At 62.5% G+C, this 18,363-nt stretch carries 15 protein-coding genes; 7 read left to right on the top strand and 8 right to left on the bottom strand.

The annotated features are described in order from the left end of the window. Positions 1–7 precede the first annotated feature (7 nt). Together GE253_RS23770 and GE253_RS23765 are read right to left on the bottom strand one after the other, a co-directional pair. Positions 8–421: an OB-fold domain-containing protein gene (locus tag GE253_RS23770; RefSeq protein WP_153206649.1), complete on the bottom strand. Its 414-nt coding sequence runs from the start codon at positions 419–421 to the stop codon at positions 8–10. A gap of 91 nt (positions 422–512) precedes the next feature. Continuing rightward, positions 513–1,730 carry an MFS transporter gene (locus GE253_RS23765; protein ID WP_173012805.1) on the bottom strand — a complete coding sequence of 406 codons (1,218 nt, stop codon included), beginning with the start codon at positions 1,728–1,730 and terminating at the stop codon, positions 513–515. A gap of 728 nt (positions 1,731–2,458) precedes the next feature. Here GE253_RS23765 and GE253_RS23760 point away from each other — a divergent pair. Both GE253_RS23760 and GE253_RS23755 read left to right on the top strand, forming a co-directional pair. Then, positions 2,459–3,376 carry a phosphotransferase family protein gene (locus GE253_RS23760; protein ID WP_211101568.1) on the top strand — a complete coding sequence of 306 codons (918 nt, stop codon included), beginning with the start codon at positions 2,459–2,461 and terminating at the stop codon, positions 3,374–3,376. Between the two features lie 17 nt (positions 3,377–3,393). Next, positions 3,394–4,614 carry an acyl-CoA dehydrogenase family protein gene (locus tag GE253_RS23755; RefSeq protein WP_153206646.1) on the top strand — a complete coding sequence of 407 codons (1,221 nt, stop codon included), beginning with the start codon at positions 3,394–3,396 and terminating at the stop codon, positions 4,612–4,614. A gap of 57 nt (positions 4,615–4,671) precedes the next feature. Here GE253_RS23755 and GE253_RS23750 read toward each other — a convergent pair whose 3' ends face one another. Then, on the bottom strand, positions 4,672–7,104 hold the full coding sequence (locus tag GE253_RS23750; RefSeq protein WP_153206645.1) for a TonB-dependent receptor: 2,433 nt from the start codon (positions 7,102–7,104) through the stop codon (positions 4,672–4,674). A 285-nt stretch (positions 7,105–7,389) separates the two neighbouring features. On the opposite strand from GE253_RS23750, the gene GE253_RS23745 reads away from it, so the two are divergent. Continuing rightward, the gene (locus tag GE253_RS23745; RefSeq protein WP_153206644.1) at positions 7,390–8,184 is read left to right on the top strand and encodes an enoyl-CoA hydratase-related protein; all 795 of its coding nucleotides are present in this window, start codon (positions 7,390–7,392) and stop codon (positions 8,182–8,184) included. Between the two features lie 76 nt (positions 8,185–8,260). Here the strand turns inward: GE253_RS23745 and GE253_RS23740 are convergent, their stop codons facing one another. The 4 genes from GE253_RS23740 to GE253_RS23725 are packed head-to-tail and all read right to left on the bottom strand — an operon-like array spanning position 8,261 to position 12,637. Further along, positions 8,261–9,022 (bottom strand): SDR family oxidoreductase, encoded by a 762-nt coding sequence (locus GE253_RS23740; protein WP_211101567.1) that lies wholly within the window; start codon positions 9,020–9,022, stop codon positions 8,261–8,263. Between the two features lie 12 nt (positions 9,023–9,034). Next, the gene (locus tag GE253_RS23735) at positions 9,035–9,826 is read right to left on the bottom strand and encodes an SDR family oxidoreductase (RefSeq protein WP_153206643.1); all 792 of its coding nucleotides are present in this window, start codon (positions 9,824–9,826) and stop codon (positions 9,035–9,037) included. 14 nt (positions 9,827–9,840) lie between these two features. Beyond that, positions 9,841–11,814, bottom strand: coding sequence for an FAD-dependent oxidoreductase (locus GE253_RS26705; RefSeq protein WP_153206642.1), 1,974 nt, complete (start codon positions 11,812–11,814; stop codon positions 9,841–9,843). Between the two features lie 49 nt (positions 11,815–11,863). Further along, positions 11,864–12,637: an enoyl-CoA hydratase/isomerase family protein gene (locus tag GE253_RS23725; protein WP_153206641.1), complete on the bottom strand. Its 774-nt coding sequence runs from the start codon at positions 12,635–12,637 to the stop codon at positions 11,864–11,866. 69 nt (positions 12,638–12,706) lie between these two features. Here GE253_RS23725 and GE253_RS23720 point away from each other — a divergent pair, with 69 nt between their 5' ends. Next, on the top strand, positions 12,707–13,603 hold the full coding sequence (locus tag GE253_RS23720; RefSeq protein ID WP_211101566.1) for an SDR family NAD(P)-dependent oxidoreductase: 897 nt from the start codon (positions 12,707–12,709) through the stop codon (positions 13,601–13,603). Positions 13,604–13,620: 17 nt separating this feature from the next. Continuing rightward, positions 13,621–14,370, top strand: a complete 750-nt coding sequence (locus GE253_RS23715; RefSeq protein ID WP_153206639.1) for an SDR family oxidoreductase — start codon at positions 13,621–13,623, stop codon at positions 14,368–14,370. 78 nt (positions 14,371–14,448) lie between these two features. Here GE253_RS23715 and GE253_RS23710 read toward each other — a convergent pair whose 3' ends face one another. Further along, complete coding sequence (locus tag GE253_RS23710; RefSeq protein WP_211101565.1) at positions 14,449–16,161, bottom strand: FAD-dependent oxidoreductase; 1,713 nt, start codon at positions 16,159–16,161, stop codon at positions 14,449–14,451. Positions 16,162–16,406: 245 nt separating this feature from the next. Here GE253_RS23710 and GE253_RS23705 point away from each other — a divergent pair, with 245 nt between their 5' ends. Both GE253_RS23705 and GE253_RS23700 read left to right on the top strand, forming a co-directional pair. Further along, on the top strand, positions 16,407–17,570 hold the full coding sequence (locus GE253_RS23705; protein ID WP_348770940.1) for an acyl-CoA dehydrogenase family protein: 1,164 nt from the start codon (positions 16,407–16,409) through the stop codon (positions 17,568–17,570). A 31-nt stretch (positions 17,571–17,601) separates the two neighbouring features. Then, positions 17,602–18,360: a crotonase/enoyl-CoA hydratase family protein gene (locus GE253_RS23700; RefSeq protein WP_153206637.1), complete on the top strand. Its 759-nt coding sequence runs from the start codon at positions 17,602–17,604 to the stop codon at positions 18,358–18,360. The last annotated feature ends 3 nt before the right edge of the window (positions 18,361–18,363 follow it).

The following is an 18,363-nucleotide window of genomic DNA, read 5'->3' as shown; positions in this document are numbered from 1 at the left end:
GCGCTAATCACACAAGGCGGAAGCGCAGGCCGGCCACGTCGCCGCGGCGCACAAATTCAGTCGTCACGGCCGTGCCAATCGTCACGCTCTCTGGTGGCGTTCCGTCCATCGCGGCCAATATCCGTACCCCTTCCTCCATATCCGCCAGCACGACAGGATGCGGGGAGGTGAAGCCCGGCAGCGGGGGGTGATAATGGATGACATAGCTGTGGATCACGCCTTTGCCGGACAGGGGATATTCCTGCCAGTCAAATGAACGGCAATGAGGGCAGCAGGGGCTGGGCAGGCTGCGCAATGTTCCGCAGTCGGAACATTTCTGAACAAGCAGGCGCTGATCCACCAGGCCCCGATAGAAGAAATCGAAATCGCGGTTGGAGCAGGGGGCATTGTGTCCCCGGTCGTTCTCGACATTGTAGGACATGGGTCAGGTTCCTTCAAACGGCTGCCGGCCCCATCAAAGTGGGCGGCAGATGCGGGCGAGGTAATTGCTTGGGGCGTTTCTGTCTTCTGGTCTACCGGTTCAGCGATGCTGTGGCGACAGGGCGGGCCTTGGCCCATCTGACGACGACCAGGAAAAGCAGTGTCGCCGCCAGCAAGGCGGCGGCGCATCCCAGGAAGGCCGGCTGATAATGGCCATCCAGCATGAACAGCCAGCCGATCAGTGGTGTGACGCCGAAGATGAAAGGCAGTTTGATCGCGTAGCTGTAGCCCATCGCCTTGCTGACGCCAGCGGGGCCGAACAAAGCGGCAAGGACCGCCCCATGCAGGGTCACCAATGGAACGGTCACGATGCCCAGGATGGCGGCAATGATGGGGAAGATGGCCGTGGGCGCCAGCACCAGCAGCAGCCACATGATGGTCTGGGTAAACGCGGCCAGCACCAGGGCCATGGACGCGCCCAGCTTGTCCGACAGCCATCCGAACAGCAGCGTTCCGAAGATACCGGCACCCGCATAAAGGGACAGCAAGCCGGCGGCCTGCGCCTGTGACAGATCGCGGCTGACGGCATAGGGAACGGCGTGGACGGTATAGGCGGTGCCGATACCGGCCAGAATGCCGATGCCCAAGGCCAGCAGCCAGAAATCGCCACGACGGAAGAAACGGATTGTCGGTGTGGCCATTCTGCCGGCGGCCGCCTGGCTGTCGCTCTCCGTCGGTCTTTCACTGACCAGCAGCAGCGGCAGCAACAGCGCGAAGGAGGCGGTGGCGAAGCCGTGATAGATCGCCTCCCGGCCCCACGCCGGCAACAGCAGCGCCACCAGGAAGGGCGTGGCAAAAAGCACCAGTGGCAGATTGATAATGCTCAACACTTTGCCACGGCCCACGGCCACCCACCGGGTCGCCAGTGTGACCGGCCCCAGCACGGCGATCAGGCTGGTGCCGGCGCCGATCAGGGCAAACATCGCAATCGCAACGCCATAGTCGGCCCCGAGACTTAATCCCGCATAGCCGATACCGTTGAGGATGGCACCGGCCATCATCATGGCGCGGACCGGCAGTTTACCCATCAGCCCCCCCAGCAGGGCGGAGAAGATGCCAAGCGCGGATATCAGGGCGCTCATGCCGAAGGAGGCCTGTGCCCGATCCACCCCGAAATGGGCTTCGTTTGCCGTCAATAAGGGGCCGAAGGATCCGAAGGCCAAGCCCATGCCAATATTCTGGGCAACAAAACAGGCGGCGATGGTTCGTTGACGGCGTTTGTGATCATGCCGTTCGCTGGTCTCCGACACGGGGCTTCCTCCCATTGTTCGTTACCATTGTAAAGCAGTGCGGCCCAATCGATGCGGCCAGCAAGGCAATCGTTTATGCCTGTCACCGCAGAACGCCTGTGCCCTCAAGGTGTGGATTGGAGGATCATTTCCCACTTGATGGGTCATTGTCTCGCCACAAGGCCATGCTGTAGTAGCCAACACTGCTGAGCCATGCCATCGCGCCCATCACCATGGGCGGGAGAATTCTTCCCGACGGATCTCTGCGTCCGACGTCCGCCGTGAGAGCGTTGCCAGCGTGAGGAGACCGGAGCCCGCTCAGCTTTTGTCGGCGACGATGGGGATTTCCCTGGACATGGATGCTCTCATTATTGGCTCCCACCCGTTTCTCCTGGTCATGCGGATCCGCCGTTGCTGAGCAGCAGTCTAAAGTAATCCATCCAATGGGAAGCGACTGGCACGGCAATGGATCATGTCCCTGGCCGTAGCGCGGTTGACGCCTGCCAAGGCACGATTTGACTGTTGCCGGTTTGACGTTTGGCTGTGCCTGCAAAGGTCCAGGCAGGCATTGCGCCCGTCACCGCTTCGGTGTGCAACCGATGTCTGGGCAACTTTCATGGTCGACGAACATGTCAGCCGATCTTCCTTTTGAACTTGGTGCGCTTTCGGCCTGGATGGATGGCCAGAGGATCGGGCAAGGACCGATCCAGCACGTCCGACTGCTTACGGGGGGAACCCAGAACATCCTGATGCGCTTTTGCCGGGACGGACGGGACTATGTTCTGCGCCACCCGCCGGCCAATCCCCGTACCACGAGCAACCGGGTGATAGCGCGGGAGATTGAGTTGCTGGGCGGCTTGACGGGCAGCAAGGTGCCCCATCCCGCTTTGATCGCCGGCTGCACGGACGTCTCTGTGCTGGGCGCGGTCTTCTATCTGATGGAGCCCGTGGACGGCTTCAATCCGACGGTGGCGCTCAGTGCCCCGGCGGCCGACGATGCCGCCGTCAGACATCGGATGGGCCTGGAACTGATGGACGGTCTGGCCGCGCTGGGCGATATCGATCCGGTCGCCGTCAATCTGCAGAATTTTGGCAAGCTGGAAGGTTTCCTCGACCGGCAGACCGGCCGCTGGGCCTCCGAACTGGCCGGCTTCTCGCAGTTCGCGGGATGGGAAGGGCCGGCGGCCCTGGGCAATGTCGAAGCCGTCGGGCATTGGCTGGACGATAACAAGCCGTCCTCCATGAAGGCGGGCATCATTCATGGTGATTTCCACATCGGCAACATGATCTATGCCGACGATGGCACCCTGCTGGCCATTGTCGATTGGGAAATGGCAACGCTGGGTGACCCGCTGGTCGATCTCAGCCGGGTGCTGATCAGTTGGCCCGACGCCGGTGTGCGGATGCCCTACACCATGCGGGTCGACCGTCTGGACGGGTTTCCCAGCCGGGCGGAGATGGTCCGGCGCTATGCCGACCGCTCGGGCCGCGATCTTTCGGCTCTGCCCTGGTTCGAGGTACTCGCCTGTTACAAGCTCGGCATCCTTTTCGAAGGAACACATGCCCGTGCCCAGGCGGGCCTCGCGGACAAGGCAACGGGCGACCGGCTGCATGGGGCAGCAGTCGCCTTGCTGGACAATGCCCGTCGGATCATCGCGCGGGCCTGAACAATCTGGAGCAGCAAATGGATTTCGACCTTTCCACCAAACAGCGTGAATGGCTGGACCGGGTGCGGACCTTCATGGCGGCGCATGTGGTGCCCGCCGTTCCGACCTACTATGCCCAACTGGACCGGGAACGCTGGAAACAGCCCGATATCCTGCAGGAACTCAAGGCCAGGGCCCGTGCCGAAGGCCTGTGGAACCTGTTCATGACGCCGACCGACCATGATCACGGCGATTATCACGGTGCGGGGCTGAGCAACCTGGAATATGCGCCGCTGGCCGAGGAGATGGGCCGCGTCGTCTGGGCGTCGGAAGTGTTCAATTGCTCCGCCCCCGATACGGGCAATATGGAAATCCTGCATCGGTACGGCACTGAGGCCCAGCAGGAACTGTGGCTGAAGCCGCTGATGGCGGGTGACATCCGCTCGGCCTATGCGATGACGGAGCCCGACGTCGCCTCCTCCGACGCGACAAATATGCAGACGGAAATCCGGCGCGACGGCGATGATTATGTCATCAATGGCCGCAAATGGTGGATTTCGGGTGTGGCGGACCCGCGTTGCAAGGTGATGATCGTCATGGGGCGCAGCAATCCCGACGCCCCGCGTCATCGCCAGGCCTCGCAAATCCTGGTGCCGATGGGCACACCGGGCGTCACCATCGGCCGCAACATGACCAATTTCGGCTATGACGACGCGCCGCACGGTCATTGCGAGGTGAGTTTCGACAATGTTCGTGTGCCGGCGGAGAACATGATCCTGGGCGAGGGCAGGGGATTTGAAATCTCCCAGGGCCGCCTGGGGCCGGGCCGCATTCATCATTGTATGCGGATCATCGGTCTGGCCGAGGTGGCGCTGGAGAAGATGATCCGCCGGCTGATGAGCCGGTCGACCTTCGGCAAGCGGCTGATCGACCATTCGGTCTGGGAGCAGCGCATCGCCGACGCGCGGATCGATATTGAAATGGCGCGCCTGCTGACGCTGAAGGCCGCCGACATGATGGACAAGGTTGGCAACAAGGTGGCCCGGCTGGAGATCGCCATGATCAAGGTGGCGGGCCCGCGTGCCGCCCTGCGCATCATTGACAATGCCATCCAGGCCTTTGGCGCCGGCGGGCTGGACAGCGACGCCGGGACGGCCGCCCTGTTCGCCCGTGTGCGTGCCCTGCGGATTGCGGATGGGCCCGACGAGGTCCATGCCCGGACCATCGCTCTGCTGGAACAGAAGCGCTATCCATCATAAGGCTTGCAGAGGCCCTGTCGATCCGTGGATAGACAGGGCCTCTGCATATCTTGGCGATCAGAACCGGTACTGCAGCTCCATGCCATACATGCGCGGCCGCCCCGGTGCCGCGGCATTCACGCCCAGCGAAGCGCCCTGCGCCAACCCGCCGACATAATAATCCTTGTTTGTCAGATTGGTAGCAAAGGCGCTCAAGGTCATATCCGTGCCCAGCAAGTCGGACCAGGACACGCGCATGTTCAGCAGCGTATAGGCCGGCACCCGCGTGTCGGGTGTCAGGCTGTTATAGTGGTTGCTGAAATATTGCCCGCTTTGTGAATAGACGTCACCGCGGATCGACAGGTCGCCCAGCCGCCCGTCGAGTGGCAGTTTGAGCTGCACATAGGCCGTGCCGGCGGTTTTGGGCGTGTCGGCGTAGGAATCATAGACGAACAGATTACCGAACACGATCGAGCGGTTGCGGGTATAGGCCGCATCTGTATAGGCCAGATTGCCGCCGACCTCCAACGCGTCGGTCAACAGGATGGAGGCCTCGACCTCGAACCCCTTCACCTGGGCCTCTGGCACATTGACCGTGACCGCAACCGAGTTTGCTTGGGCCGGCCCCGGTCCGTCCAGATCGACAATGGGGAACTCCGTGCGCTGCACATTCTTCACCCACTGCTTGTAGGCGGCCACATTGAAGCGGGCCGGCCGGTCGGCGACGGCACCGCTCCATTTCAGGCCTACTTCGACATCCTTGGCCGTCTCCGGCTTGAACAGGGCGCCGGCGCCGGAAGCATCAAACGGCCGCAATGGTGCCGAACCATTGAGGCCGCCGCTCCGCCAACTGCCGCGATGGGTGATATACAGCATGGCATCGTCGGTGACCTTGTAGTCGGCACCAACGGTCCAACTCGGCTTGTCGAACTTCACCGACAGGTCGTTGGTCGGATAGTTACCATAGACATTGCCGTCCGGCAGATGGCTGAGCCGTACCCGCTCCCAGGTATGGCGGAAGCCACCGGTGATGCTGACATCCTCCAGGCCGATGGACGTGAGGTCATAAGTGGTCTGGACGAACAGCGCCTTGGACCGGCTGCGTGTCCGGAACGAGGAGGTGGTGCCAGTGGGCGGCAGCACCGGCGCCAGCTCGAAATAGGTTTGCGGCCAATGAGTCAGAGAACTTGAGTCGTAGTAATAAGCTCCCAGGATATATTCCAGATCCCCGCCAGCCGCCTTGCCCTGCACCTGGGTTTCATTGGAGATGGACCGCGTCGTCTCCAGATTGCCGAAATCCTTGGATACAATATTGCAAGTGCAGATAGCCAGGAAGGGCGAACCCAGTTCCGAGACATTGTAGTGTGACCGCGACCGGCTCCAGCCGAAGATGTTCTTGATGCTGATATCGTCGGAAACATCATAAGTAGTGGCGTTTGTCAGAAAGTGATTGCGCCCACTGAAGAATGTCTTACCGCTTTGCAGATCCGTGAGATCGACCGTATAGGCCCCCAATTGTTTTTGGCGTGCGATGGCGGCGGGGTAACCACCCGGATTGACACCCGGATGTGCCGCAACAAAGGACGCCCAGGCTCCTGGCCCAAACACCGTGTCAAGGGCGGGACTGAAAAGGAAGGCGGCGGAACTTGCCAGCGGCAGGCCGGTAGCGGCATCGGTTGATCCCGGCATGTTCACGCTCCACGGCACCACGCTTGTCGAGTTGCCGCCCGAGCGGGTGTATTCGACCACTGTGGTGTTCGTCAGGTTCTCGCTAGGATTAAAGGTCATGGAGACACGACCGCTCTTGCGGTCCAGCTTGCCGAGGCGGGGGTTGAGATTGTTGCCGCCGTTGAAGATATTGTGCTGATAGCCGTCGCGGTTGGCATAATTGGCGGCGACACGCAGCAGGAGCTTGTCGGCGATGACGGGGACGTTGAGAACCCCCTTCAGATCGACATAGTCGTAATTGCCATAGGCGGCCGATACGCTGCCTTCCTGGTCGTTGCTTGGCCGTGTGGTCTGGAACAGCACGGCGCCACCCGTTGCATTGCGCCCGAACAGCGTGCCTTGCGGCCCCTTCAGCACCTGCACCGATTCCATGTCATAGTAGTTGGAAGCGGAATTGCCGTTCGCCTGGACTTCATTGACATAGGGCACGACCGCCAGGGCGGAGCCACTGAAGGCATCAATGGTCTGGCCTCGGATAGAAAAGGCGATCTGGTTTGATCCTTCGGTTTCCCGAATGGTCAGACCGGGGATTGAGCGCTGCAGGTCGGCTTCTGAGCGAAGCTGCCGGTCCTCGATCTGCTCCGGGGTGAAAGCCACCACGGCGACGGGAACATCCTGGAGCGCCTCCGCCCGGCGGCGCGCTGTTACGACGATTTCCTGCCATTCCGGTGCCGGTGCTGGCGTCGGCGTCGGGGTGCGCTGGTCCTGAGCTGCTGCGACGCCGAAATCCATAGATGCGATGGCGACGCCGCATAAAAAAATTCCACGTAACTTCGAGCGCATTTTTTCCTCCTGTTCATTATGATTTTTGGACTCGCTTCGTTCAGCAGCGTTGGCCGTCAAGATGAAGCGCAGGGAAAATAGACCCTCTGCTCAAGGGGGATGTTGTCCTGGCAGGTAGGTTAATTTGTCTGCGCGCATGTATTGCGTGGGCAGACAAGTAGCGGCGTTGCCGGATTGTCAAATCGCAGGATAGTGGGGATTGAACTGCACCCATTTGTCTTGCCGTCGGACCGCTGACCGGTGCGGGACATCAAACGCCCCCCTTCCATCATGAGAGATATCCGGATGAGCGCCTTTCAAAATATCAAGCTGGTTGTCGAAGCCGGCGTCGCCCGCCTGACACTGGCCCGACCGGACGCGCTGAATGCTCTAAGTCGCCCGCTTCTGCGGGAGATGATCACGGCGCTGGACGCGCTGCGGCAGAACCGCGAGGCGCGGGTATTGTTGATCACCGGTGAGGGGCGGGGCTTTTCCAGCGGTGCCGACCTGTCCGCCGGCAATTCGCCGGTCGGCAGTCCCGATTTCGATGGCGGGGAGGTGCTGGAGCAATATTACAATCCGCTGATCGAGCGGATGTTCGCGCTGCCGCTGCCGATCGTCTCGGCCATCCACGGGCCGGTGGTCGGTGCCGGATGCAGCATCGCGCTCTCGGCCGATATCGTCATTGCGGCGGAATCCGCCTATTTCCTGCAGGCGTTCATCAATGTCGGTCTCGTCCCCGACGCTGGCAGCATGTGGTTGCTGCCGCGCCTGATCGGGCGTTCCCGCGCGCTGTCGATGATGATGCTGGGAGAGCGCATACCGGCGAAGACGGCCCTTGATTGGGGGCTGGTCCATGATGTCGTCGCCGACGCGGATCTGGCGACCCGGGTTGCAGCGATCACCGAGAAGCTGGCGCGTGGGCCGACCCTTGCCTATGCCCTGATCCGCCAGGGCGTGCGCAAGGCCAGCGAGCAGACCCTGTCCGAAACCCTTGTCTATGAACGCGAAGCCCAGCGATTGGCCGGCGCCAGCGCTGATTTCGCCGAGGGGGTGGCCGCGTTCCGGGAAAAGCGTCCCGCAAAATTCACGGGCCGATAGGCGTTTGAAAGGACAGCCAATATCACCCCGTTGCAGATCGGTGGCCCGGTTCCGGTCTGCAACGGGGAGTACAGGCCTAAAGACTGCGGCCGCCATCCACGATCAGGGTCTGGCCCGTGATATAGGTGGCCAGCGGCGACACCAGGAAAAGCGCGGCATTGGCAATGTCCTGCGGCAGGCCCAGACGCCCCAGCGAGATCGTGGTCAGCGCAGCTTGCAGGCGGTCGGGATGGTCGGTCGTCACGGCCGTCATCTTCGTGGCGATCATACCGGGCGCGATGCCGTTGACCCGCACCCCTTCACGCCCCCAGGCATCGCCGAGCGTTCGCGTCAGGGCGACCGCTGCCGCCTTGGAGGCGGCATAGGCAGGGTTGCCGATCACGGATTTGTAGGCCCCGATGGAACTGATGATGATGATCGTTCCCTGCCGCGCCTTGAGCGTTGGATAGAGGCGGGTGCAGCAATGCATCACGCTGTTCAGGTTGATGTCGATGACCTTGCGGAAGGTCTCGATTTCAAACTCCTTGCGGCGATATTGCACCATCCCCTGCGCCAGCACCAGAATGTCAAGCCCATCGATGTTCGCCGTTGCGCTGTCGATGGAAAGCGGGTCGGCGACATCCACCCGCAAATAGTCCAGGCCCGTCAGGTCGGACCCTTTCTCGCCGGCATAGTCCTGCGCACCCGCCCGGGTGCCCCAGACCTGCACCGCGGCACCCTGGTGGCGGAAAAGCTGGGCAATGCCGTTGCCGATGCCGCTGGAGCCGCCGACCACCAACGCTTTTTTCCCCGCCAGCGAAAGGATGTCGGTGTCAGGCTTTGCTGTCTGTTCCATCATGCTGATATCCGTTCAGTCGCCATTTGTGGGGTCGGTTCCCGTCAAGGCGGGTCGTTCCGCAAGCGTGGGAAACCGGGTGAGTTGGTTGCCCCCGCTCACGGGAAGATTAAGGCCGGTGACGAAGGATGGTCCTGCCAGCCACAGGGCGGCCTCCGCGAAGTCTGCCGGCAAGCCGATGCGGCCCAGCGGTACTTCAGCGGCATAGCTGCGCTCCATCCCATCCACCTGCCACAGGGGTGACGACATCTCGGAACGGATGGCGCCGGGAAGAATTGAGTTTACCTTGATGCCGCGTTCCCCATACTCCATGGCGGCGTATCGGACCAGGCAATCGGTTGCAGCCTTGGCGCACGCATAGCCATAGACATGCTGCAATGGATGGGTGGCGGCCATGGAGGAGAACAGGATGATGGAGCCACCTTGCGTCATCGCCTCGGCCATGTGCCGGACGAAGTATAAATTTCCAAAGAAATTCACATCCATCGACAGGCGCATGTCCTCCATGGACATGTTGGCGATTGTGCCGCCCAGGGGCAGAGCGGCGGCGTTCACGGCGATGTCGATCCGGCCAAAGGCGTCGACGGTGCGTGCAGCCAGAGCCTGAACGTCCGCCTCTCGTGCGGCATCACAGGACATGGCAATTCCCCCCGTGCGCCGTGCCAATGTCGCCAGGGGGGCCTCACGTCGGGCGGCGACCACGACCTTGGCACCTTCCGCCGCGAACCGCTCCGCCACCGCCCAACCGGTTCCCGATTCAGCGGAGGCACCCAGAATGACAGCCACCTTGTCCTGCAGGATCGGCATGTTCCATTCCCTCCTCATACCGAGGCGCCGGCCATGTGGCCCTCGCGGATTGCGACCGGCAGGAACCGGGGGGAGTTGGCGTCACCGACCACATGAACGGGACGGTTGCGCTCCCGCAGCGCCTCATAAATATCCCGGTTGGGCGCATTGGCCGAGACGAAGACCACCGTATCCGCCGGTAGCCGGTGCAGGTCGGCATCGTCGGTGAAATGGGTCGGGCTGACCAGCACCGCGCCTTCCTCGACCGCGACGGCACGGTGGCGGATCAGATACTGGAACGGCTTGCCGCGCATCCGCGTCAGGAAGGGCTCCACCATCAGCGCGCCCTGCACCTGCTGCGCGATCATCCGCAGGCGGGTGACATAGGTAACAGACAGTCCCTGTTCCAGCAGATATTCGCAGGCGCCCAACGCCTCGTAATGACCGACATCATCGATGACAACGGCCGTCTTGCCCAGATCGGCGGGGCGCTGCATGAACAGGTCGAAGGCCGAGATCACGTTGCGGCGTTCGAAGTTGCGGATCGGCTGGCCGGGGTGGGAGTGCTGGATGCCGTCCATGCGCGGCATGGAACCGGTGGCCACGATCACCGCCTCAGCGTCGCTGGCGATGACGTCGTCGATATCCATATAGGTCGACAGCCGGACATCGACCCCCAGCCTGAAAATCTCCATCTCCAGCCAACTGGCGATATCAATCATGCCGTGACGGGTGGGCGCCTTCGCCGCCGCCCGCAACGTGCCGCCCAGCAGCGGGCTGGCCTCGGCCAGGGTCACCTTGTGCCCGCGTAGTGCTGCCACGCGGGCCGCTTCCATCCCCGCTGGGCCGCCGCCGACCACCAGCACCTTTTTGGCCGCAGATGCTGGATGCAGCATGTGATCGCCGCGATAAAGCTCATGCCCCGTGCCGGGATTGACCGCGCATTCCATGTGCCCGTGCTCGGTGACGACCTGGGCGACGCAGCTCTGGTTGCAGCTGATGCAGGGGCGCACCTGCTCTGCTTTGCCGGCCAGGCTTTTGGTGACCAGATCCGGATCGGCGATCATGGCCCGGACCAGCCCCACCATATCGGCATCACCGGACCGGATGACCTGATCACATTCCTCCAGCGTGCGGAAGCGGCCGATGACCATGGTGGGCGATTTGACGGCGCGTGTGATCGGCACGCTGGTGGGCAATTCATAGCCCATCGGCTCGTGCATCCCGCCCACCATCTTGGTGTAGCTGTTATAATTGCCGATGGAGACGTTGACGTAATCGATCAGTCCCCGCTCCTCCAGCATCAGGGCCACGGCGAGATTCTGCGCCTCGTCGACACCGTTAACGGTGAGGTCCGGGGCCAGACGGACGCCGACAACAAAATCCTTCGACACGGCGCTGCGGACGGCCTCCATCAACTCAATGACGAAGCGTGCGCGCTCCTGGATGGTGCCGCCGCCATATTCATCATCACGCAGATTGGTGTTGGCCGACAGGAACTGCGCCGGCAAATAGCCGTGGGCGCAATGCACATCCACACCATCCAGGCCCCAGGCTTCCATGCGCTGGGCAGCGGTTGCATAGGACTCAATGATTTCAGCGATCATCGACCGGGTCATCTGTACCGGTACGATGCCGACCTCGACGCTGGGCGTGGGCGAAACCCCCCAGGGCGGCGAGCCGTCGCGCGGCATCCCGTGATGACCGGCGTGCCAGAGCTGCTGAAAGATCCGCATGTCGTACTTGCGGCCGACCGCTGATAATTTGCGATAGCCGTCTTCCAGCGTGGCATCCCAAAGATCGATGGCGAGCGGGCTGGTCGGATGCACCGATCCGACCTCGATGATGGAACAGCCGGCACCGCCGCGCGCCCGCGCCTCGTGATAGGCGATCAGGGTGTCGTTCATCTGCCGCTTGCCCAGGATGGTGCCATGGGCCGGGCGGATGATCCGGTTCTTCAGAACGACATTGCCCAGCTTGATGGGGGTATGGACGTGTGTGTAGGTCACTGATTCCTCCCTGGTTTCGGCATCGCGGCTCTTGATGGCCGGTTCCGGTTCAGCGTTTGCGCAGAGCGTCGATCAGGGCTGGCAGTTCCGGAGCGGCGATCGACTCCATTTCCTGCGCCAGCCCGAACTCAAAGGCTTCGGCGGCACGGGCGGCCGTGATACGGGCGAAGGCACGCTTTGTGCCATTGACCCCCATTGGCGCCATGGCCCGGATCTTCCCCGCCAGCTCGCGGGCGCGGGGCAGCGCGTTGGCCGGCAACTCGACCAGTTCGGTGACAAGCCCATATTGATAGGCCTTCTCACCGGTCATGATGTCGCCGGTCAGCAGGTAACGTTTTGCCCGGTTGACGCCGATGGATTGGGACCAGCTGACGATGCCACCATCGCCGGCGACGATGCCGACATTCACATGGGTGTCCGCGATCTTCGCCTCCCGCCAGGCGACGACAATGTCGCAAAGGGTGGCGATGGTGGCGCCAAGGCCGATGGCAGCACCCTGTACGGCGGCAATCACCGGGATTTCAAGCCCGGCGATGCCATAGAACACCTCCCGCGCGTAAGTGACCATCTCGTCGCGCACGGCCGCCTGGGCGTGGGCTTCAAGGATTTCATCGAAATCGCCGCCGGCCGAGAAGGCCCGGCCATCCGCTGCCAGGATCAGCACCCGAACCGCGGCCCCCTTATCACGGACAGTCCGCAGCGCGGCGGCGAATTCCTTATGCGCGGGCATGTCGAAGCGGTTCAGTAAATCAGGACGGGCCAAATGTATCTCGGCAATGCCGTCCTCAATCTCCAGACGCAAGGTCGAATAGGGAGAGGTCATGGATGATATCCCGCATGTCGATGTTCACTGATCCATACGCCTTGACTGGCATCCGGCAAAGAGAGGGGCTTGTCCCCGGCTGAACTCCCTCATGCGTCCGGTCGCAAAGGGCCAATTTTCATAGATCGGAGGGGGGCTGGCACCGGCATTCTGTCCACCAAATGCCGATCCGGCATGAATAAAGGGAGGGGAAAGATGTCGGTGCTTGCAGGAAAAGTCGCGTTGGTGACCGGTGCTGCGAAGGGCATGGGGCGCGCCATCGCCATGCAGTTCGCCCAGGAAGGGGCGAAGGTGGTTGTTGCCGCCCGGAATTTGCCGGAAGCAGAAGTGGTCGCCGCCAGCCTTCCACAGGAGGCCATGGGGGTTGCGATTGATGTGACCCGGCGTGATCAGTGGGACGCGGCGATTGCGGCGATCAACGTCCGCTGGGGTGCGCTCAATGTGCTGGTGAATTGCGCCGGGATAACGGTGGGGGCGACGACCGAGGCGGTCAGCGAGGATGATTGGCGCCTGCACATGTCCATCAATCTCGACGGTGCCTTTCATGGCTGCCGCGCCGCCCTGCCGTTGATGAAACAAGGTGGCGCGCCCGGCAGCATCATCAATATCTCATCGGCATTCGGTGTGCGCGTCGTTCCCGGCTTTGCCGCCTACAGCGTATCCAAGGCGGCACTGAACGCATTTAGCCGCGTTCTGGCGTTGGAATGTGCCGCCGCTGGCCTGCCGATCCGCGTCAATTCGGTCATTCCGGGGGGCACGGAAACAGACATGCTGGATCGCGTGCTGGCGGAAACGGGGATGCCGCGCGAAAAGGCCTATGCGGTCTTTTCCCGGATTCACCCGATGGGCCGGATGGGCAAGGCCTCGGAGGTCGCGCAAGCCGCGCTCTGGCTGGCCTCCGATGCATCCAGTTTCACCACTGGCAGCGAGCTGTTTGTTGATGGCGGCTGCACCATCCGCACCTGATAGGGAAAGGTCGTACCATGGGTGACGTGGCTATTGTTTTCGGCGGGACCGGCGGTCTGGGGGCGGGCTGTGTCCGCGCCCTGGGGCGTGATTGGCAGACGGTCGCCATTGGATATCGCCGTGCACGCGACAAGGCGGCCGATCTGGCGCGCGACCTGCTTCCCGGATCCACCGGCTTCCCGGTGGAATGCGATGTCTCCGACCCGGCCTCGGTCCAGGCAGCGGTGGCGTTGGTTTCACAGCAATGCGGTCAGATCGGCACCGCGATCTTCGCCTCGGGCTGCGACATTGAGCAGCCCTATATCAGTGAAATCACCAGCGACGAGTGGCGCCGGGTGATTGAGACCGAAGTTCTGGGTTTCACCCACGTGCTGGCGGCGTTGATCCCGGTCTTCCGGCAGCAGAAGAAGGGGAATTTCGTGGCAGTCACCTCCATGGCCAATACCCGTTACATTGTCGGCGATGCGCTTTCCGCTGTTCCGAAAGCAGCCATCGAGACATTGTCGCGCGGGGTCGCCAAGGAGGAGGGGCGCCACGGAATTCGCTGCAATACGGTCGCACCGGGGGCCATGGCGTCTGGCCTTGGGGAACGCTATATGGTGGAGAAGTTCACGCCGGAATTCTGGGCCGGCTTCCGCAAATCCATTCCCCTGCGGGATTTCGGGACCGCCGATGACATCGGTGAGGCTGTCGCTTTCTTCGCATCAGAGCGTGCGCGATACCTTACGGGTCAGACGCTGATCGTCGATGGTGGTTATACGCTGTAGTGGGGCCCTAAAGACATCCCGTCCCCCGGCGCCGACGATGACGGCATGGGGGACGGGATCCGGCAGAGAGAGTGCTGTTTACCGGATGGGCTTTGGGTTCTTGGCCTGCGCGGCAATGTCGTTTGCCGCAATATAGCCGAACACCATGGCGGGACCGATCGTCCCGCCGGCACCGGGATAGGCGTTGCCGAAGGGAGAGCCGGAGGCATTGCCCGCCGCATAGAGGCCGGGGATCACGTTGCCGGCCTGATCAAGCACGCGGCCCTTCGCATCCGCCTTCAGGCCGCCCTTTGTGCCCAGGTCGCCCAGGCCGACGGGAATGGCATAGAAGGGCGCCTTGCCGATCGGACCCAGGCAGGGATTGGGCTTCAGGTTCAGGTCGCCGAAATTGCGGTCATAGATGTTGCCGCCCCGTCCGAATTCCGTATCCACGCCGGTTTGGGCATATTCATTCATCCGGCTGACGACGGCTTCCAGCTTTGCCGGCGCGACTTCGATTTTGCGGGCCAATTCGGTGATGGTATCCGCCTTGAAGATATAATGGTCCCACCAGTCGACCGGGATCTTGCGATCCGGCATGATCGCGGTCGGCATGATGCCGCCGGCAGGGAACTTGTAGCGGAAGGTGGCGTCGAAGACGAGCCAGCAGGGGGTGTTGGCCCCCGTCTTCACCTGATCTTCCATCATGGCGTTGCCGAACCGGTCATAGCCGCAGGCTTCGTCCACAAAACGGTCGCCGTTGCGGTTGACGCAGACGCTGTGGGGGCGGCCGACATCGAAAACAGCCTGATGGATCTCCTCGAAATTCGAAGCGGTGGGCAGCGGGACCGACATGGTCGGAACCCACCAGCCGGTCTCCGTGAACTCCGTGGCGGCCCCGATGGCCATACCTGCTTCCAGCACCTCACCGCGATTGGCTTCCTCGGGCGTGCTGCTCAACCTTGTATTGCCGGGGACGGTGAAAAAGCGCTCCCGCAGCGCCTGGTTCCATTCAAAGCCGCCGGCGCAGACAATGACGCCGTGCCGGGCACGGATGGTCTCGGTGCGTCCGAACCGTTGGGCCTCCACGCCCGTCACCCGTCCCTCTTCCCAGACGAGCTTCTTGACGGCCGTACCCAGACGGATGTCGACCTTGCGCTCGGCCAGCCTTTGGACGAGTGGCCCGATCAGCGAGGCGCCCAGGCTGAACCAGCGGTCCCGTCGTGTCAGCCGGCGGGTGCTGAAATCCAGCCAGTAGCGCGCCATGACCCGCAGCACTGTCCCGATCCAGCCGGGCCCACGGGTGGAGATGGTGTTGGCCTCGTAGAAATCCATCGAATAGCGGTTCATCAGTTTGAAACGGGTGAACTGCTCGCGGATCAGGGGAAACAGGTCGCCCAGGCGACGACCATCGAAAAGCGGGAAGACGACGGAGCGGTCGGCGCGGGCACCCGGCTTTTCCGGAAAATAATCCGGCCAGGGCATGAAGACGGGATTCATGCCGATCTCCCGCAGATAGCGGATCATCTGCGGTCCGGTGTCAACTAAGGCTTCGATCCGGTCCTGCCGGACCGGCCCGGTGACAACGCTGTTGATGTAACGCAGCGCTTCCTCGCGGCTGTCAGCCGTGCCCAGGCCGTGATTGGGGATCCAGATGACGCCGCCGGAGGTGGCAGAGGTGCCGCCGATCTTGTGCGCCTTTTCAAGCACCAGCACCTTCAGGCCTAATTCATTGGCCCTAACGGCGGCCATCATGCCGGCCGATCCCGACCCCGCGATGATGACATCATAGATTTCGGACGTTGATTGCACCTGATTCCTCCCTGCGATTTTGCGGCCATCATAATGGCTGCGGGCGGCAATGGCGATCAGGGCCTGGGCGATTGCCGCCCGCGTACTGACGCTGTGCGGTTGGGGACAAGGTGGCTGCAAAATGCTGACGTCAAGGGGTTGTCTGTACCCGAATGGGCTTTTGACCGCCTCACCTTGGTCCTTTGAGAATTGAAAACACTGATCGAAAGTCGATGTGGTCAATCGATCTCATGGGAGTACCTGACGTGTCTGCGCTTGACCTGCCGCGCCCGGCCTTCATGGACGAGGAGGAACTGAGAATGTTCCAGGAGGCGACGGATCGCTTCCTCGATACCCATGCCGACAAGACCGCCCGCGCCCGGTGGCGGGAGCAGGGTTGGGTCGATCTGGAGACCTGGCGGCTGGCGGGAGATGCCGGGTTGCTCGGCGTTTCGGTGCCTGCCGACTATGGTGGATCGGGTGCTGACTTCCGCTATGACGCCATCCTGATGGAACGGCTGGGGGTCAAGCAGGCGCTGAATTTCGCCATCCCGCTGCACACCACGGTTGTCGCCCCCTATATCTACCATTACGCCACGGAAGAGCAGAAGCAACGCTGGCTGCCGGGCGCGGTCAGTGGCGAAACGTTACTGGCCGTGGCCATGACGGAACCCGGTGCCGGCTCCGACCTGCAGGGCATGAAGACGACGGCGCGGCGCGACGGCGACCATTATGTCATCAATGGTCAGAAGACCTTTATCTCCAACGGCCGCCATTGCTCGCTGGTGGTTGTGGCGGCGAAGACCGACGCCACCGCCGGTGCCCGCGGGATTTCGCTGTTCGTGGTGGAGGTGGATAAGACGGAGGGCTTCCAGCGGGGCCGTCTCTTGGACAAGCTGGGTCAGGAAGGCCGGGACACTGCCGAGCTGTTTTTCACCGATATGCGGGTGCCGGCTGACAATTTGCTGGGTGGGGTCGAAGGCCAGGGCTTCCGGATGCTGATGGAGATGCTGCCCAAGGAGCGGCTGGTCATCGCCTGGCAGGCCATGGGCATGATGGAGGCCGCCCTGGAGGCGACCATCGACTATGTCAAGGAACGCAAGGTCTTCGGCAAGCCGCTGCTCAGTATGCAGAATACCCAGTTCAAGCTGGCGGAATGCAAGACGCAAGCGACGGTGGCCAAGACCTTCCTCTATCACTGCACCGAACAATTGGTGCAGGGAAAACTGGATGCTGCGACGGCTTCCATGGCGAAGCTGTTCGTGACCGAGGCACAGGCCTTCGTCATTGACGAGTGCCTGCAGATGTTCGGCGGGTACGGCTACATGCTCGAATACCCGATCGCCGAAATGTACAAGGACGCGCGCGCCTACCGCATCTATGGCGGAACCAGCGAAATCATGAAGCTGCTCATCGCGCGCTCCCTCTGAACCCGAACGAACTTCAAACCGGAAACGCAAAATGGCAGTAGATTTCGAGCTGAATGACGGCGTGGCCGTCATCACGGTGAACCGTCCGGAGGCGCGCAACGCCATTGATGGCGAAACGGCCCTGGCCGTCAATGATGCGGTCTGCCGCGTCAACGAGGATGAGGATATCCGGGTGGCGGTCATCACCGGCGCCGGGGGCAATTTCTGTGCGGGCATGGATCTGAAAGCCTTCCTGCGCAAGGAAGTGGTCCGTCTGCCGGGAACCGGCTTCGCCGGCGTTACTCAGGCGAAACTGGCCAAGCCGTTCATCGCGGCCGTGGAAGGGTTCGCCCTTGCCGGTGGCTTCGAGATCACCCTGGCCTGCGATATCGTCATCGCCGGGGAGGGCGCCCGCTTCGGCCTGACCGAGGTGAAACGGGGTCTGGTGGCCAATGCCGGTGGACTGGTGCGCCTTCCCCGGCAATTGCCGATCAAGATCGCGTCGGAACTGGTGCTGACCGGCGAGATCATGCCGGTTTCGGTCCTGGCGACCCATGGCCTGGTCAACCGGATCGTGCCCACGGGGGAGGCTTTGACGGCAGCCATCGCCATGGCGCGGATCATCGCCGGCAATGGCCCCATGGCCGTGGCGGTCAGCCGTCAGGTGCTGCATGAGAGCCTGGAATGGCCGGAAGCGGAGATGTTCGAGCGCCAGTTTGCGCTGACGGCTCCCGTCTTCGCGTCGGAAGATGCGCGCGAGGGGGCCGCCGCCTTCGCCGAGAAGCGCGCACCGGTCTGGCGCGGGAGATAGGCG

Origin of the sequence: Niveispirillum sp. SYP-B3756 (genome assembly GCF_009495745.1) — a bacterium.
Lineage (GTDB): Bacteria > Pseudomonadota > Alphaproteobacteria > Azospirillales > Azospirillaceae > Niveispirillum.
Note: the sequence above shows the minus strand (reverse complement) of the source record. Positions and strands in the feature narration are given on the sequence as shown.

Coding starts and splice junctions, on each gene's coding strand:
- GE253_RS23770 (WP_153206649.1), bottom strand. CDS start 421: ATGTCCTACAATGTCGAGAACGACCGGGGACACAATGCCCCCTGCTCC.
- GE253_RS23760 (WP_211101568.1), top strand. CDS start 2,459: ATGCGCTTTTGCCGGGACGGACGGGACTATGTTCTGCGCCACCCGCCG.
- GE253_RS23755 (WP_153206646.1), top strand. CDS start 3,394: ATGGATTTCGACCTTTCCACCAAACAGCGTGAATGGCTGGACCGGGTG.
- GE253_RS23750 (WP_153206645.1), bottom strand. CDS start 7,104: ATGCGCTCGAAGTTACGTGGAATTTTTTTATGCGGCGTCGCCATCGCA.
- GE253_RS23745 (WP_153206644.1), top strand. CDS start 7,390: ATGAGCGCCTTTCAAAATATCAAGCTGGTTGTCGAAGCCGGCGTCGCC.
- GE253_RS23740 (WP_211101567.1), bottom strand. CDS start 9,022: ATGATGGAACAGACAGCAAAGCCTGACACCGACATCCTTTCGCTGGCG.
- GE253_RS23735 (WP_153206643.1), bottom strand. CDS start 9,826: ATGCCGATCCTGCAGGACAAGGTGGCTGTCATTCTGGGTGCCTCCGCT.
- GE253_RS23725 (WP_153206641.1), bottom strand. CDS start 12,637: ATGACCTCTCCCTATTCGACCTTGCGTCTGGAGATTGAGGACGGCATT.
- GE253_RS23715 (WP_153206639.1), top strand. CDS start 13,621: ATGGGTGACGTGGCTATTGTTTTCGGCGGGACCGGCGGTCTGGGGGCG.
- GE253_RS23700 (WP_153206637.1), top strand. CDS start 17,602: ATGGCAGTAGATTTCGAGCTGAATGACGGCGTGGCCGTCATCACGGTG.